We start from the raw sequence: 14,202 nt of genomic DNA, 5'->3' as shown, positions 1-14,202 counted from the left end.
TTTTTTGATCCTGCAATCGCTCAACGTATCTGATGCTTGTGCAACAAACGGTAGAAGGTAGGTCTGGATATCCCCAGCACCTTGGCGGCGATACTCAAATTATCGCTGTGGCGGTTAAGTACATCGTACAAAGCCTGACGCTCTGCCCGGTGCTTGTAGTCTTCCAGTGTGCCTATCGGCGCGGCAATGGCCTGCGGTCTAATCAGCCCCAGGTCTCGCGCTTCGATCTGCCGGCCTTCGGCCAGTACCAGCCCGCGACGTACCCGGTTGGCCAGCTCGCGCACATTGCCCGGCCAGTCATGCTTACCCATGGCAATCAAGGCGTCTTCACTGAAGCTGCGCGGACGTCGGCCGGTTTCATGGCTGTAGAAATGGGAAAAGTGGCTGGCCAGCATCGACAGATCACCATTGCGCTCACGCAGGGGCGCGGTCGCGACCTGCAACACGTTCAGGCGGTAATAAAGATCTTCACGAAAGCGTTTTTTCTCGATCGCGGCCTCAAGGTCGACATGGGTCGCGGCCAACACCCGCACATCCACGGGAATCGGCTGGCTGCCGCCCACCCGCTCGATGTGCTTTTCCTGGAGGAAACGCAGCAGGTTGGCCTGCAGTTCCAGGGGCAGATCACCGATTTCGTCGAGAAACAGCGTGCCGCCGTTAGCCGCTTCGATCCGCCCGATCTTGCGTTGATGGGCGCCCGTAAAAGCACCCTTCTCGTGGCCAAACAGTTCGGACTGGATCAAGTGTTCGGGAATTGCGCCGCAATTGATCGCGACAAAGGGTTTGCTGTGACGTTGGGATTGTCGATGGAGCGTGCGGGCGACCAGTTCTTTACCGGTACCGCTTTCACCACGGATCAATACCGGAGACTCGGTGGGCGCCAGCTTGCTCAGCAACTTGCGCAGTTCGCGAATCGGTTTGCTGTCGCCAAGCAGCTCGTGTTCAGGCTGATCAATGTGAACCGTGCCCTGCCCACGCAGGCGGGCCATTCCGAACGCGCGGCCCAGCGTCACCTGAACCCGGGACACATCGAATGGCAAGGTATGGAAATCGAAGAACCATTCGCAGACAAAGTCCCCGACATTTTGCAATCGCAGGACTTCCTGGTTGAGTACGGCGATCCACTCGGTACCGCTACGGCTGATCAGCTCTTTGACGGCTTCCGGGTGTTCGAGTTGAAAAGGCTGCAAACGCAATAGGCCGACATCGCAGGTTTTGTTGGCAACGTTTTCCAGGGTGCAGCTCTCAACGTCCCAACCCGCAGAGCGCAAACCCGGCAGCAGACGGTAACAGTCGTCGCAAGGGTCCACTACTAACAGACGTCGTAAGGCAGGCACTTCGATCATGACTGTTCCTTGGCGCCAAATTTATGAAATATTATTAAAAACAGTCGTTTGGCGGATCTGGATGTAACGTTAGCAATAATTTGACGCGGCCTTGTACCGTTTGACTATAGAACGGTTGCGTTATTAGTTATAAGAAGCGTTTAGTCAGTTACCTAATGAGTCCTTCCTTTCATTCAGCTTTCAAATCCTGTCCGAACCTTGAGCCAATGAAAGAAAGTTGATATTTCTTTTAATTGTATGTGACCCGCCCCCCGGTTGCGGGCATCAGTACAAGTAACCAGCCGATCGGTAAGCCCAACCGACGGCACATCACTTGATTGGGCATACAGAGAGAAAAACCCATGAACGCCCCGCTCCGCATCAACGAAGCTCTTTTGATTGCCGACCGCGCATTCCAACCGTTCCAATGCGTGGCCTGGGCCCCACAAGACGGCAATGGCGAACTCAGCCTGACCGTTATCGATCGCACCAACACCCGCAGCATCGGCCGCAAGCAGATCCCAAGCAGTGCCTATACCGATCCTGCGCAACTTGAATGCCTGCTTGAAGCGGCGCGTGCGGAATTGAGCGAGGAGGGTTACAAACTCCAATCGTGGTCGATGCCACACTAAACATTTTGCGGGTTACCCAACGGTAACCCGCGCCCTCCCCCGATAATTATTCGAAACTGCACACGCCTAACTACTTGGCAGGCTTGTCAGTGGATCGAAAAGACACTGTTCTGGCACACAGCGACCCTCCGCCTGTTAGTTATGACAGTTGTGCATTCAGTCGTTCAGGGATTGAATGTTTCCTTATACAGTCGCCACCCAAACTCTCGGTTCAGGACGACTCGCAAGGAGCTGCGTGCATGTCAATCCAGACCGCGTTTGCAATACCGGCAACCCTGAGTGACGCCGGGAAACTCGATACAACCTTTGCCTCGTCGGGCAAAACCCAGGTGTATTTCGCTGGCAGCCTCTCAAGCATGGCCAACGGGGTCGCGATTGATTCACGTGGCAGGCTGTTAGTCGCGGCCAAGGTCGGAACGCCAGGCGGCAGTCGCTTCGGCCTGGCTCGCTTGCTCGAGGACGGCTCGGCGGATCTGGCGTTCGGCAATCAAGGCAGCGTCATCGGGCAATTTCAACACGGCTTCGAGGCCATGGCCGGCAAAGTCCACGTACTGCCCGACGGGCACATTCTGGTGGCCGGGCTGCACTACGAAAATGCTCACCGGACACTGCCCGCCCTCGCCCTGTTTGATCAGCAGGGTCGGCCGGCTCAATGGTTTGGCGACAATGGCCGTTGCGTCGTGCGCCTGCCGGGCGATCTTTCCCAAGGCGTGCGTGACACCTGGCTCCCCCCCGGCATACCGGGCGCTGAAGCCTGTGATGTCTGCGTCCAGGAGGATGGTCGAATCCTGCTGCAGGCCAATCATCACTTCGAGCTGTCCGATCATGTCGGCATGCTGATTCGGCTCAACACCGACGGCTCTTTGGACAACACCTTCAACGGTCGTGGCTTCGTGATTGTCAGGCACTTGTTGATGAACACCTGGCTCAGCAGCCTGATGGTGCAACGAGACGGCCGGATCCTGGTGGGCGGGTCGATCAACTTCCCTGAAGAAGGCCTGCTGGCCCGCTATCACATCGACGGCAGGCTCGACGATTGTTTCGCCGTGGACGGTTTCATGACCTTCAAGGCACGGGGGTATAGCGCTCAGGTCAGCCAGATCGTCCAACACGAAAATGGCGATGTGCAGTGTTTTGGCAGCAGCCGCGACCCGATGCATTGCCTGGCACTGAAAGTACACAGCAACGGCCGCCCGGACATTCATTGCAATGGAGGCCAGGCCCGATTGCTGGAAATCGGTCACAGTGGCTGCCAGTGGACCGACGCAAAAGCACTGCCGGACGGCAGCGTGGTCACAGTCGGAGCCACGATCGGCGGCGTCGAAGCGGATTTTATTCTGGCGCGGCATCTGCCCAACGGAAAACTCGATCGCAACTTCGGCAATGGCATCGGCTGGGTTCGCACCCGCCTTGGCCGCAGCCTGGATACCGCGACTTCAGTGGCCATGCAGGCCGATGGAAACATCGTCGTCGGAGGTTATTCACTGGACGGCAACTATCGAGCGGTCGTCGCACGCTATCTCGGGTAGGCCCGCATAGTTTTCCTACACTTGATCTTCCCTTCTGCTTACGGCAAGTTGCGCGCTTCTTAATACAAGGAGTAGCCGATGCCCGGTTCAATGGCTCAGGCGTTCGCGCACAATTTTCTCGGGCATTCACCCCGCTGGTACAAGGCAAGCATTGTCGGCTTCCTGATTCTCAATGCAGTGGCGCTGTGGACTGTAGGCCCGGTGGTGGCCGGCTGGCTGCTGGTGCTGGAGTTCATCTTCACCCTGGCCATGGCGCTCAAGTGTTATCCGTTGATGCCCGGTGGCCTGCTGCTAATCGAAGCACTGTTGTTGAAGATGACCACGCCCCAGGCACTCTACGACGAGCTGGTGCACAACTTCCCGGTGATCCTGCTGCTGATGTTCATGGTGGCCGGCATCTATTTCATGAAAGACCTGCTGCTGTTTCTGTTCTCACGGCTGTTGCTCGGGATTCGCTCCAAGGCGCTGCTGGCGTTGCTGTTCTGCTTCCTGTCGGCGTTTCTGTCGGCGTTTCTCGATGCCTTGACCGTGACCGCTGTGATCATCAGTGCAGCCGTCGGCTTTTACTCGGTGTATCACCGCGTCGCCTCGGGCAACGATCCGCGTCAAGACAGCGAGTTTGGCGATGACCAGCACCTGCCCACACTCCATCACGCCGACCTCGAACAATTCCGCGCCTTTCTGCGCAGTCTGCTGATGCACGGTGCCGTGGGTACCGCGCTGGGCGGAGTTTGCACATTGGTCGGTGAGCCACAGAACCTGCTGATCGGCCACGAGATGGGCTGGCACTTCTCTGAGTTCTTTCTGAAAGTCGCCCCGGTGTCATTGCCGGTCCTGGTGGCAGGCCTGGTGACCTGCGTCCTGCTGGAGAAACTTCGCTGGTTCGGTTACGGCACGCTGTTGCCGGACAACGTGCGTGCGGTTCTGGCCAATTACGCCGCCGAAGACAATGCCGAACGCACCTCGCGTCAACGTGCAGCGCTCATCGTGCAGGGATTGGCAGCGCTGATTCTGATTGCGGGGTTGGCGTTCCACATTGCTGAGGTCGGCCTGATCGGCTTGATGGTGATCGTGCTGATCACCGCCTTCACTGGCATCACCGACGAGCACCGTATCGGCAACGCGTTCAAGGACGCCATGCCATTCACAGCGCTGCTGGTGGTGTTTTTCGCGGTGGTGGCGGTGATTCACGATCAGCAACTGTTCACGCCACTGATTCAATGGGTGCTGGCGCTACCAGCGGATCAACAGCCGGGCATGCTGTTTATCGCCAACGGCTTGCTGTCGGCCATCAGCGATAACGTGTTCGTCGCGACCATTTACATCACCGAAGTCAAACAGGCCTTCATCTCCGGCCACATGAGCCGTGAGCATTTCGAGACGCTGGCGATTGCGATCAACACCGGCACCAACCTGCCGAGCGTGGCGACGCCCAATGGTCAGGCTGCGTTTCTGTTTCTGCTGACCTCGGCGATTGCACCGCTGATTCGCCTGTCGTACGGGCGGATGGTGTGGATGGCGTTGCCGTACACCGTGGTGATGGGTGTTCTTGGCTGGTATGCAGTGAGTTTCTGGCTGTAAACCCACCTGTTGTAGGAGCAAAGCTTGCTCGCGATGAGGCCGTCATGTTCAACACTGATGTTGACTGTAATGCCGTCATCGCGAGCAAGCTTTGCTCCTACAGGGTTTTGTGTGGTTATCGAGGGAGGATGTAGCGCTCGATTGCCTGGGCCGCACCGTCCTCGGTGTTGGCGCCCGTCACCACGTCCGCCTGGCGCTTCACCGCCTCTTCTGACTGCCCCATCGCGATCGACAAGCCTGCGCGGTGAAACATCGCCGGGTCGTTGCCGCCATCGCCCAGCGCCGCAGTCTGCTCCAGCGGTACACCGAGAAATTCAGCCAGTGTCGCCAGCGCCGCCCCCTTGTTGGCTTGCATCGCGGTCACGTCCAGATAAATCGGCTGTGAACGGGAGACCTGTGCCTGGCCTTCCACTTTGGGCAGCAGGAGCGCTTCCAGCTCAATCAACAATTGCGTGTTGTTGCTGGTGGCGACGATCTTGTCGATGCGCTCCAGGTACGGCTCAAAACTCTCGACCACCACTGGCGGATAACCCAGACCGTGCTGTTCACGAGGCACCATTGGGCCGTTCGGATCTTTCAGCAACCAGTCGCCACCACTGAACACCCAGATTTCAATGTCCGGCCGGTCGGCAAACAGCGCCAATGCCGTCAGCGCAGCCGTGGCCGGCAGGTAATGTGCGACCAGCAAACTGCCGTCCGGATTGACGATGGTGCCGCCATTGAAGGCTGCCGTTGGCAAGTCGACGCCCAGGGCTTCAATTTGCTGCAACATGGCTTTGGGTGGACGGCCGGTGGCCAGGCTGAACAACACGCCCGCCTCGCGCAAGGAACGGACCGCTTCGATAGTGCGTTGGCTGAGACTGTGATCGGGCAGCAACAAGGTGCCGTCCATGTCACTGAGCAGAAAACGGATGGGTTGCGACGTTGTATCACTCATCCGAGGCCGTGCCAGACGCGACCATCGCGAGTCAGCAGATCGTCTGCAGCCTGTGGGCCGTCTTCGCCAGCGGCATAGCTCTGCACGCTCGTGTCCTGCTGCCAGGCGTCGAGGAATGGCTGTACGGCGCGCCAGCCATTCTCGATGTTGTCGGCGCGCTGGAACAGCGTCTGATCGCCGGTCAGGCAATCGTAGATCAGGGTTTCATAGCCGGTGGACGGCTGCATTTCAAAGAAATCCTTGTAGGCAAAGCCCAGTTCGATATTGGCCATTTTCAAGGCGGGACCGGGCCGTTTGGCCAGCAGGTCGAACCACATGCCTTCGTTGGGTTGAATCTGGATGCGCAGATAGGTCGGTTGCAGTTCATCGACCTCGGTATCGCGGAACTGTGCATACGGCGCTGGTTTGAAGCAGATGACAATCTCGGTATCGCGCACGCTCATGCGCTTGCCGGTGCGCAGGTAAAACGGCACGCCGACCCAGCGCCAGTTGTCGATCATAACTTTTAGCGCGACGTAGGTTTCGGTATTGCTGTCGGGCGCCACGTTGTTTTCCTGGCGATAACCCGGCATTGGCTTGCCGTCGATTTCGCCGGGCGCGTATTGGCCGCGTACCGAATTGACCAGCGCTTCCTCCACCGACCAGGGGCGAATCGCGCCGACCACCTTGGCTTTCTCGCCGCGCACCGCATCGGCGCCAAAGGCGGCCGGCGGCTCCATTGCCACCATCGCCAGCAACTGGAACAGGTGATTGGGCACCATGTCCCGCAAGGCGCCGGTGTGTTCATAAAAACTGCCACGGGTTTCCACGCCTACGGTTTCGGCGGCGGTGATTTGTACGTGGTCGATGTAGTGGTTGTTCCAGAACGCTTCGAACAGGCTGTTTGAAAACCGGCTGATCAAAATGTTCTGCACGGTTTCCTTGCCCAGATAGTGATCGATCCGGTAGATCTGGTTTTCCGTCATCACCTTGAGCAAACAAGCGTTCAAGGCTTCGGCCGTTGGCAGATCGGAACCGAAGGGTTTTTCGATCACTACCCTTCTGAACGCTTCCGGCGCCTCTTGCAGCAAGCCGGCGGCGCCGAGACGGCGCACCACTTCGCTGAAGAAACGTGGCGCGGTGGCCAGGTAGAAGACGGCGTTGCCAGTGCCGCTGGCGGCGATTTTCGCCGCCAGGGCTTGATAGGTGCTGTCGTCCAGGAAGTCGCCCTGGACGTAGCTGATGCCTTTGGCCAACTTGGCCCACAAGTCCGGATCAAGGGCTTGATCGCCCTTGCCGACCTTGGCGGCCACTTCGGCCCGAATGAAGTCTTCGAGTTTTTTCGCAAAGGCTTCATCGGTGATGGCGTTATGGTCAACGCCGATGATCCGCAGTCCATCCCCGAGCAGACCGTCACGACTCAGGTTGTACAGCGCCGGCATCAGCAGACGCTTGACCAGGTCACCATGGGCACCGAACAGAAACAGCGTGGTCGGTGGTGCGGGTTCTGCCTTGGATTTATTGCGGATCAAGCGGGTCATTTTTTCGAAGTCTCCACGTGGCCGCCGAAGCCGAAGCGCTGGGCCGAGAGAATCTTGTCGCCAAAGGTGCCTTGCCCGCGCGAACGGTAGCGGGAGAACAGCGAGTTCGACAGCACCGGCACAGGCACCGATTGCTCCATGGCGGCTTCGATGGTCCAGCGACCTTCACCACTGTCAGCGACCGACCCGGAGTAACCGTCGAGTTTCGGATCGCTGGCCAGCGCGTCGGCGGTCAGGTCGAGCAACCAGGACGACACGACGCTGCCACGACGCCAGACTTCGGCGATGTCGCCTACGTTCAGGTCGAAACGCTGGTCTTCCGGCAGGTTGGTGCTGGCCTTGGTCTTGAGGATGTCGAAGCCTTCGGCGAAGGCCTGCATCATTCCGTATTCGATGCCGTTGTGGATCATTTTCACGAAATGGCCCGAACCCGCCGGGCCTGCGTGGATATAACCGCGCTCGGCGCGATCGTCTTCGGACTTGCGGTCCTTGGTGCGAGGGATGTCGCCCAGCCCTGGTGCAAGGCTGTCGAACAGCGGATCAAGGCGTTTAACCACCTCGGCTTCGCCACCGATCATCATGCAGTAACCACGCTCCAGGCCCCAGACGCCGCCGGAGGTGCCGACGTCGACGTAGTGCAGGCCTTTCTCCGAGAGGGTTTTCGCCCGGCGGATGTCGTCTTTATAGAAGGTGTTGCCGCCGTCGATGATGGTATCGCCCGCTTCGAGCAAGGTGCTCAGGGTGTCGATGGTGTCTTCGGTCGGTGCGCCGGCTGGCAGCATGACCCACACCGCACGTGGCTTGGCCAGGCCAGCGACCAGCGCCGGCAGGTCGATGACGCCAGAGGCGCCTTCTGCGGCCAGGGTGTCGACAAAGGCGGTATTGCGGTCGTAAACAACGGTGGTATGCCCGTTGAGCATCAGGCGCCGCGCAATATTTCCGCCCATGCGGCCCAGTCCAATAATCCCGAGTTGCATGTTCTGATGCTCCCTACTACAAATAATGTGTGTCAAAGGTTATAGCCCAACGCGACTAATGAGGGTTAGTCCAGAGCGCTGGCACATAGTTTCCGGGCATTGTGCCCGATCCAGATTGATAACGTCGGTAATCGCGCCGAAGACACAACGACCATTAAAAATAAAAAAGTTCCCTTCCGGGGCAAAAGAAATCAAAATCACCGCCGATAGTAAGTCAGCACCCGATGGCGGGGGCAGGTTTACAGTTGAGGCAGCCATTTGCGAGGTGAGCAATGGGCACAGTACAAGCAGCACGGCCAGCACAAACCCTTTACGTCACGATTCGTCGTGATGAATTGCGCCAGTTGAAAGACGAGCGTGACCAGTTGAAGCAGGAGCTCGCGCAATTGCGCTTGTTGACACAAAGCAATCAGGCCCAGCCTTTGCCCGTCACCCACCGTGTGCCTCACGCCTGATCCCCTCGCTTGCTTCGGAAGCAGCCCAGTGCTGTTTCCGACCTGCCATCCCCCCTTTTTGACAAATCCTGCACTCACGAAGTTTTCACATTTCTTTCCTGATACTCCGCCGCCCTCGTTTGTCGGTGATATTGGTGTCCCGACGGGGAAGTGATTTTTGGCTGGAGCGCTGAATGGCTTTGTTTAAACGCAGCAATACGTCTGCGAATGGTTTCGACTGGACAGGATTTCTCTGGCTGTTCCTGTTCTTCTGGTATTTTTCCGGCATTACCCAACTGCTGATCCAACTGACAGGCACCTCCGGCTTCACCGGGTTCCGCCAGGCTTTTGTGATGAGCGCCATCTGGCTTGCGCCGATGCTGTTGTTCCCCAAACAAACACGCGTCATGGCTGCATTGATCGGTGTGGTGCTGTGGGCCTGCTCAATGGCCAGTCTGGGTTACTTCTTCATCTATCAGCAGGAGTTTTCCCAAAGCGTCATCTTCATTATGTTCGAGTCGAACGTCTCTGAAGCGGGCGAGTACATGACTCAGTACTTTGCCTGGTGGATGGTGGCGGCGTTCCTCGCTCACACCGCTTTCGCTTACTTCCTCTGGACTCGCTTGCGCCCGGTGTACATGCCTCGCGGTCGGGCGCTGGTAGCCGCAACAGCCATTCTGGTCGCTGTCGTCGGTTACCCTCTGATCAAGCAAACCGCGCGTATCGGCAACCTTGCCGGCGGTTTCGATAAATTCGAATCCCGCATCGAGCCCGCGGTGCCTTGGCAGATGGCCGTGGCCTATCACCGCTACCTCGAAACCCTGGCCGGCATGCAAGACATGCTCAATAGCGCCAGCAAGATTCCACCGCTACACAATCTCAAAGATTCGACGACCAATCAGCCGGCGACCCTGGTGCTGGTGATCGGCGAGTCCACCAACCGTCAGCGCATGAGCCTCTACGGCTACCCTCGGGAAACCACCCCGGAGCTGGACAAGCTCAAGGATCAACTGGCGGTCTTCGATAACGTCATCACCCCGCGCCCTTACACCATCGAGGCGTTGCAGCAGGTCCTGACCTTCGCCGACGAAGAAAACCCGGACCTGTATCTGTCGACGCCGTCGCTGGCCAGCATGATGAAACAGGCCGGCTACAAGACCTTCTGGATCACCAACCAGCAGACCATGACCAAGCGCAACACCATGCTGACGACCTTCTCCGAGCAGGCCGACGAGCAGGTGTACCTGAACAACAACCGCAATCAGAATGCCGCCCAGTACGATGGCGACGTGATCGAGCCGTTCAACAAGGTCTTGGCCGACGCTGCACCGCGCAAGCTGATCGTCGTGCATTTGCTTGGCACGCACATGAGCTATCAATACCGTTATCCGTCGTCTTTCGATAAGTTCAAGGACCGCAAAGGCGTTCCGGAGGGTGTGCGCGATGAACAGGTGCCGACGTACAACAGCTATGACAACGCGGTGCTGTACAACGACTTCGTGGTCTCGAGCCTGATCAAGGACTACGCCAAGTCAGATCCGAACGGCTTCCTGCTGTACCTCTCCGACCACGGTGAAGACGTTTTCGACTCGCCTGGCCACAGCACCCTTGGGCGCAACGAAAGCAAACCGACGGCGCCGATGTACACCATTCCGTTCATGGCCTGGGCCTCGCCGAAATGGCGCGAACACCATGACTGGAGCTTTACCGGTGATCTGGGGCGGCCGTACAGCAGCTCGCACCTGATCCACACCTGGGCTGATCTGGCGGGTCTGAGCTTCGATGAACTGGATCGCAGCAAGAGCGTGGTCAGCGACAGTTTCAAGCCACGGCCATTGATGATCGGCAATCCTTACGAGCGCGAGCAAAAGGCATTGATCGATTTCAGCTTGATGAAACCCAAAGCGGCGCCAGGCACCCCGGCAGTCGTTCAGAAGTAATCCTTTCAGGGGCCGGTTCCGGCCCCTTTTTTACTGCGCCAATGGCGCGATTGCGTTCTCCGGAATATTTACAAATAACAATAATTCTCGTTAACTACTAAATCCCTCCTCCCCTCTTCGTCTTTGAACAAACGGAAATTTTCACCGTGTTGGCCGTGGGTTACCTGCACGCCGTACTCGGCAGTCGTTATGGCAGCTGGAAGGTGTCGAGCAAGACCAACAAATACGACAACAACCTGCAACTGAGCAGCGTCGATGCCAGCAGGGGACGCCCTAGCTGAACTCGATGATTCGGTGCCACCGGACCCGGTCACCGGTGAGGAGTTCTTCAAGTCAGGCGGTAAAGGCAACAAGGTTCAGGGCTTCGAAGCCGAGGTCTCGGGCGAGGTCATGACCGGCTGAAACATGACGGCCGGTGTTTTGGGGTGACCCGCGCACGATGACCCTGAGCCTGGACTGGAAGCGCTAGGCGCAGGTCATTCCCATTTGACGGAATCGGCGGATAATGTCTTTTCGACATTGCTTCATGGACGAAAGGACCCGACAACTCGTAGTGGGGCACACCATGAAACGTACAACCATGATCCTCGCCGGCCTGATGCTGATCAGTTCAACCGCTGCATTCGCCGAAGGTGGCGCCGAACGCATGCGGTACTACTTTGAGAGCCTGCGGCTCAGCCAAGCGGCGAATCAAAGTCACGCCAGCACCGCTGAACTCAGGGTTCCGAGTGATCAAACCGCGCAAGTGACAGAGCACTACAAACCGTAACGACAAAGGGCGTCCTGATGGACGCCCTTTTTCATTGCTCGTATGACCTTAAAGCGCCTTGGTCCAGAACAGCATCCGACCGTGCGCCGGGTCGAACATGCCGGCAGCAAAACCGAACTTGCCATAGGAAGCCTGGGCGATTGCATTACCTTCCAGTACCTCTAGCGTGATTTTGCAGCAGCCGCGCTGGCGAGCGATGTCCTCGACCTTTTGCAGCATCTTCTGGCTCAACCCCAAGCCGCGAAACTTCTTCACCACCGCCACATCGTGCACATTGACCAACGGCCGACAGGCGAAAGTCGAGAAACCTTCAAAGCAATTGACCAACCCGGCCGGCTCGCCACCGACAAACGCCAGAACGCTGAACGCGTGGGGACGCTTGGCCAGTTCCGCCGGCAGTTGCTTCAATAAGTCGGCGGGCAACGAGTGGCCGCCACCCATCGGGTCTTCGGCGTAAGCATTCAACACCAGCCCAATCGCCTCGGCATGCACCGGATTGGTGTAACTGGCCTGAAGCACAAGAATTTCTGCGGATTCCATTTCCACCCTCGTTCACACATTAAGTTGCCCCAGTGCATCTCGCACTGAAAGGCCGCCCGACAATATCGCGAGCACAGTCGTGTCGACAACCGGGTCCTGATGTAATTTTTCGCTCAAGCGCCCCAGATCAGCGCCTCGGTCCACCCCAGCTCGGCAAAATCCTCGGCCCTCAGGCCTGACTCGCCAGCACAGAAAAACTCGTCCAGTTGCGGTGGTTTGACCGAGGTGCCGCTGAGCATGGCGTGAACCTGCCCGCGATGATGAATCTGGTGCTCGAACAAATGGGACAGCAGGCGCAAGCGGCTGTCATGTTGCGGCGTGTCCCGGGCGATGGTCACGATCTTCCCCAGGTCTGCATCGCGCATTTGCTCGCAGTAGGCGATCAGTCGAAGGTCCACCAGCGCTTGTTCGCGCTTGAGGTCTACCGCTTGTGTAAACGGCTCATCCAGATTGAAAAACACGTAGCACTCGGGATGCGGGTCATCGCCGCGCAACTCCCGCTCCAGCGCATCCACGTAAAACCAGTCGCAGGTCAGGATGTGATTGAGGGTCGCGCGCAGACTGGGAAAGAAGCTGACCCGCGGTGCCGCCAGATCGGTCGGGCTCAACTGGCTCCAGGCCTTGGCGAGGCGATGATTGGCCCAGGCGTTTTGATAGGCCATGGTCAGCAAATGGTGCGACAGAGGCTGATTCATGTTCGCGGCTCCTTGTTCAAGCTTCGGCGAAACGTTGCAGCTGCATTTCCTGTAAACGGCTGAGGGTGCGGCGGAACGGAAACTCCAGATAACCCTCGGTGTACAACGATTCCATGGGCACCTGCGCTTCGAGGCACAGCGGCACTTTGCGGTCGTAGCACTCGTCCACCAGGGCGATGAAACGCCGTACACCGTCGTCATGCACCGACAATTGCGGCAGCTCGCGATCGCCCGCCACCACCCGCTCGACGCCGTCTTCAGTGCCTCGGGCGATGCGCCCTTCACGCTTTTGCGCGCTGAGGTTGGGCACGTCACTCAACAGAATAGCGCTGAAGGTGTCGCACAGGGCGATGAAATCCATGGCGGCAAACGGCTGTTCACAGAGGTCGGCGTAACGAGTCCAGAGTACGGTTGGACTGGCCTGCACGACATTGAGTGAGCGGTAACCCACCTTGATCGGGTCACTGGACACCGACTGGCCGACGGTCAGTGCCTTGAACACTTCACCCAGAGCGCTGGGTTGCCCCGGGGCCGCCACCCAGTAACGTTGCAAACCTTTGCCTGGGTGCAGGCGATGATCTTCACCGCCATCCACCGCAATCACCTGCATATGTTTCTTGATGGCCTCGATGGCGGGCACGAACCGGTCGCGGTTGAAGCCATCGGCGTACAGCTGGTCCGGTGGCTGATTGGAGGTGCAGACCACCACCACGCCCTGCTCGAACATCACCTGAAACAAACGCCCGAGAATGATCGCGTCGCCAATGTCGTTGACGAACAATTCGTCAAAGCACAGGACCCGCACTTCCTCACTCAGTTCGCGAGCCAGCGCCTTCAACGGGTCGGCGGTGCCGGTCAGTTGAAACGAACGCTGATGCACCCAGCCCATAAAGTGGTGGAAATGTTGGCGGCGGGCCGGGACCTTCAGGCTTTGATAAAACTGGTCCATCAACCAGGTCTTGCCGCGCCCGACCGGACCCCAGAGGTACACGCCAGTGATCGGCGTGCGCCCTTCATGCAGCGCTTCATAGCACTTCTGCAGCGCCCACACGGCATGTTCCTGGGCTTCGTCCTGGACGAAGCCCTTCTGTTCGATGGCCTGTTGCCAGGCGCTTAAGGGGGAGTCGACATTCATGCGCGGCAGTATACGTCCATGTAGCAGTGCGTTGTGGCGAGGGGATTTATCCCCGTCCGGCTGCGAAGCAGTCGTAAAACCTGAACGCACAATCTATCTGATGCAACGCGTTGTTTGAATTCACGACTGCTTCGCAGCCGAACGGGGCGGTGCGACGTTTCGCTAAATCCCCTCGCCACAATGCAGCA

Annotated in this window: 13 protein-coding genes and 1 pseudogene; 7 read left to right on the top strand and 7 right to left on the bottom strand. The window is 58.3% G+C overall.

Annotated elements, in window-relative coordinates; translation table 11 throughout:
• Positions 1–20 precede the first annotated feature (20 nt).
• Positions 21–1,346 carry a sigma-54 dependent transcriptional regulator gene (locus tag IB252_RS10135; protein WP_192408391.1) on the bottom strand — a complete coding sequence of 442 codons (1,326 nt, stop codon included), beginning with the start codon at positions 1,344–1,346 and terminating at the stop codon, positions 21–23.
• A gap of 341 nt (positions 1,347–1,687) precedes the next feature.
• Between IB252_RS10135 and IB252_RS10130 the strand changes: the two genes are divergently transcribed.
• From IB252_RS10130 to nhaB, 3 genes are all read left to right on the top strand, one after another.
• Positions 1,688–1,957 carry a hypothetical protein gene (locus tag IB252_RS10130; RefSeq protein ID WP_008149930.1) on the top strand — a complete coding sequence of 90 codons (270 nt, stop codon included), beginning with the start codon at positions 1,688–1,690 and terminating at the stop codon, positions 1,955–1,957.
• Between the two features lie 239 nt (positions 1,958–2,196).
• A complete protein-coding gene (locus IB252_RS10125; RefSeq protein ID WP_192408390.1) occupies positions 2,197–3,486 on the top strand; it encodes a hypothetical protein in 1,290 nt (429 codons plus the stop codon).
• A 78-nt stretch (positions 3,487–3,564) separates the two neighbouring features.
• Positions 3,565–5,067: a sodium/proton antiporter NhaB gene (nhaB, locus tag IB252_RS10120; protein WP_192408389.1), complete on the top strand. Its 1,503-nt coding sequence runs from the start codon at positions 3,565–3,567 to the stop codon at positions 5,065–5,067.
• Positions 5,068–5,182: 115 nt separating this feature from the next.
• Here the strand turns inward: nhaB and IB252_RS10115 are convergent, their stop codons facing one another.
• Genes IB252_RS10115 through gnd form a run of 3 tightly spaced genes read right to left on the bottom strand, consistent with a single transcriptional unit; the run spans position 5,183 to position 8,501 of the window.
• Positions 5,183–6,004 carry an HAD family hydrolase gene (locus IB252_RS10115; RefSeq protein WP_111450047.1) on the bottom strand — a complete coding sequence of 274 codons (822 nt, stop codon included), beginning with the start codon at positions 6,002–6,004 and terminating at the stop codon, positions 5,183–5,185.
• The gene (gene zwf, locus IB252_RS10110; protein ID WP_192408388.1) at positions 6,001–7,524 is read right to left on the bottom strand and encodes a glucose-6-phosphate dehydrogenase; all 1,524 of its coding nucleotides are present in this window, start codon (positions 7,522–7,524) and stop codon (positions 6,001–6,003) included. Before zwf ends, IB252_RS10115 begins: the two co-directional genes overlap by 4 nt.
• Positions 7,521–8,501, bottom strand: coding sequence for a phosphogluconate dehydrogenase (NAD(+)-dependent, decarboxylating) (gnd, locus tag IB252_RS10105; RefSeq protein ID WP_046054127.1), 981 nt, complete (start codon positions 8,499–8,501; stop codon positions 7,521–7,523). Before gnd ends, zwf begins: the two co-directional genes overlap by 4 nt.
• A 272-nt stretch (positions 8,502–8,773) precedes the next feature.
• Between gnd and IB252_RS10100 the strand changes: the two genes are divergently transcribed.
• From IB252_RS10100 to IB252_RS10085, 4 genes and pseudogenes are all read left to right on the top strand, one after another.
• Positions 8,774–8,956 (top strand): DUF6026 family protein, encoded by a 183-nt coding sequence (locus tag IB252_RS10100; protein WP_008149922.1) that lies wholly within the window; start codon positions 8,774–8,776, stop codon positions 8,954–8,956.
• A 173-nt stretch (positions 8,957–9,129) separates the two neighbouring features.
• The gene (locus IB252_RS10095; RefSeq protein ID WP_192408387.1) at positions 9,130–10,875 is read left to right on the top strand and encodes a phosphoethanolamine transferase CptA; all 1,746 of its coding nucleotides are present in this window, start codon (positions 9,130–9,132) and stop codon (positions 10,873–10,875) included.
• A gap of 164 nt (positions 10,876–11,039) precedes the next feature.
• Positions 11,040–11,274, top strand: a pseudogene (locus IB252_RS10090) (TonB-dependent siderophore receptor); the annotation flags it as partial.
• Between the two features lie 166 nt (positions 11,275–11,440).
• A complete protein-coding gene (locus IB252_RS10085) occupies positions 11,441–11,644 on the top strand; it encodes a hypothetical protein (protein WP_111450051.1) in 204 nt (67 codons plus the stop codon).
• A 48-nt stretch (positions 11,645–11,692) separates the two neighbouring features.
• Here the strand turns inward: IB252_RS10085 and IB252_RS10080 are convergent, their stop codons facing one another.
• From IB252_RS10080 to zapE, 3 genes are all read right to left on the bottom strand, one after another.
• Complete coding sequence (locus IB252_RS10080) at positions 11,693–12,184, bottom strand: GNAT family N-acetyltransferase (protein ID WP_111450052.1); 492 nt, start codon at positions 12,182–12,184, stop codon at positions 11,693–11,695.
• A gap of 113 nt (positions 12,185–12,297) precedes the next feature.
• A complete protein-coding gene (locus IB252_RS10075; RefSeq protein WP_192408386.1) occupies positions 12,298–12,879 on the bottom strand; it encodes a DinB family protein in 582 nt (193 codons plus the stop codon).
• 16 nt (positions 12,880–12,895) lie between these two features.
• Positions 12,896–14,014: a cell division protein ZapE gene (gene zapE, locus IB252_RS10070; protein ID WP_008149914.1), complete on the bottom strand. Its 1,119-nt coding sequence runs from the start codon at positions 14,012–14,014 to the stop codon at positions 12,896–12,898.
• Positions 14,015–14,202 lie beyond the last annotated feature (188 nt).

Source organism: Pseudomonas sp. PDM10, from assembly GCF_014852295.1.
In the GTDB taxonomy this organism is placed as follows: Bacteria; Pseudomonadota; Gammaproteobacteria; order Pseudomonadales; family Pseudomonadaceae; genus Aquipseudomonas.
This window is presented reverse-complemented; position numbering and strand designations above follow the sequence as displayed.

Excerpts from the sequence above, each read along its gene's own strand:
- IB252_RS10135 (WP_192408391.1), bottom strand. The coding sequence starts at position 1,346 with ATGATCGAAGTGCCTGCCTTACGACGTCTGTTAGTAGTGGACCCTTGC.
- IB252_RS10130 (WP_008149930.1), top strand. The coding sequence starts at position 1,688 with ATGAACGCCCCGCTCCGCATCAACGAAGCTCTTTTGATTGCCGACCGC.
- IB252_RS10125 (WP_192408390.1), top strand. The coding sequence starts at position 2,197 with ATGTCAATCCAGACCGCGTTTGCAATACCGGCAACCCTGAGTGACGCC.
- nhaB (WP_192408389.1), top strand. The coding sequence starts at position 3,565 with ATGCCCGGTTCAATGGCTCAGGCGTTCGCGCACAATTTTCTCGGGCAT.
- IB252_RS10115 (WP_111450047.1), bottom strand. The coding sequence starts at position 6,004 with ATGAGTGATACAACGTCGCAACCCATCCGTTTTCTGCTCAGTGACATG.
- zwf (WP_192408388.1), bottom strand. The coding sequence starts at position 7,524 with ATGACCCGCTTGATCCGCAATAAATCCAAGGCAGAACCCGCACCACCG.
- gnd (WP_046054127.1), bottom strand. The coding sequence starts at position 8,501 with ATGCAACTCGGGATTATTGGACTGGGCCGCATGGGCGGAAATATTGCG.
- IB252_RS10100 (WP_008149922.1), top strand. The coding sequence starts at position 8,774 with ATGGGCACAGTACAAGCAGCACGGCCAGCACAAACCCTTTACGTCACG.
- IB252_RS10095 (WP_192408387.1), top strand. The coding sequence starts at position 9,130 with ATGGCTTTGTTTAAACGCAGCAATACGTCTGCGAATGGTTTCGACTGG.
- IB252_RS10085 (WP_111450051.1), top strand. The coding sequence starts at position 11,441 with ATGAAACGTACAACCATGATCCTCGCCGGCCTGATGCTGATCAGTTCA.
- IB252_RS10080 (WP_111450052.1), bottom strand. The coding sequence starts at position 12,184 with ATGGAATCCGCAGAAATTCTTGTGCTTCAGGCCAGTTACACCAATCCG.
- IB252_RS10075 (WP_192408386.1), bottom strand. The coding sequence starts at position 12,879 with ATGAATCAGCCTCTGTCGCACCATTTGCTGACCATGGCCTATCAAAAC.
- zapE (WP_008149914.1), bottom strand. The coding sequence starts at position 14,014 with ATGAATGTCGACTCCCCCTTAAGCGCCTGGCAACAGGCCATCGAACAG.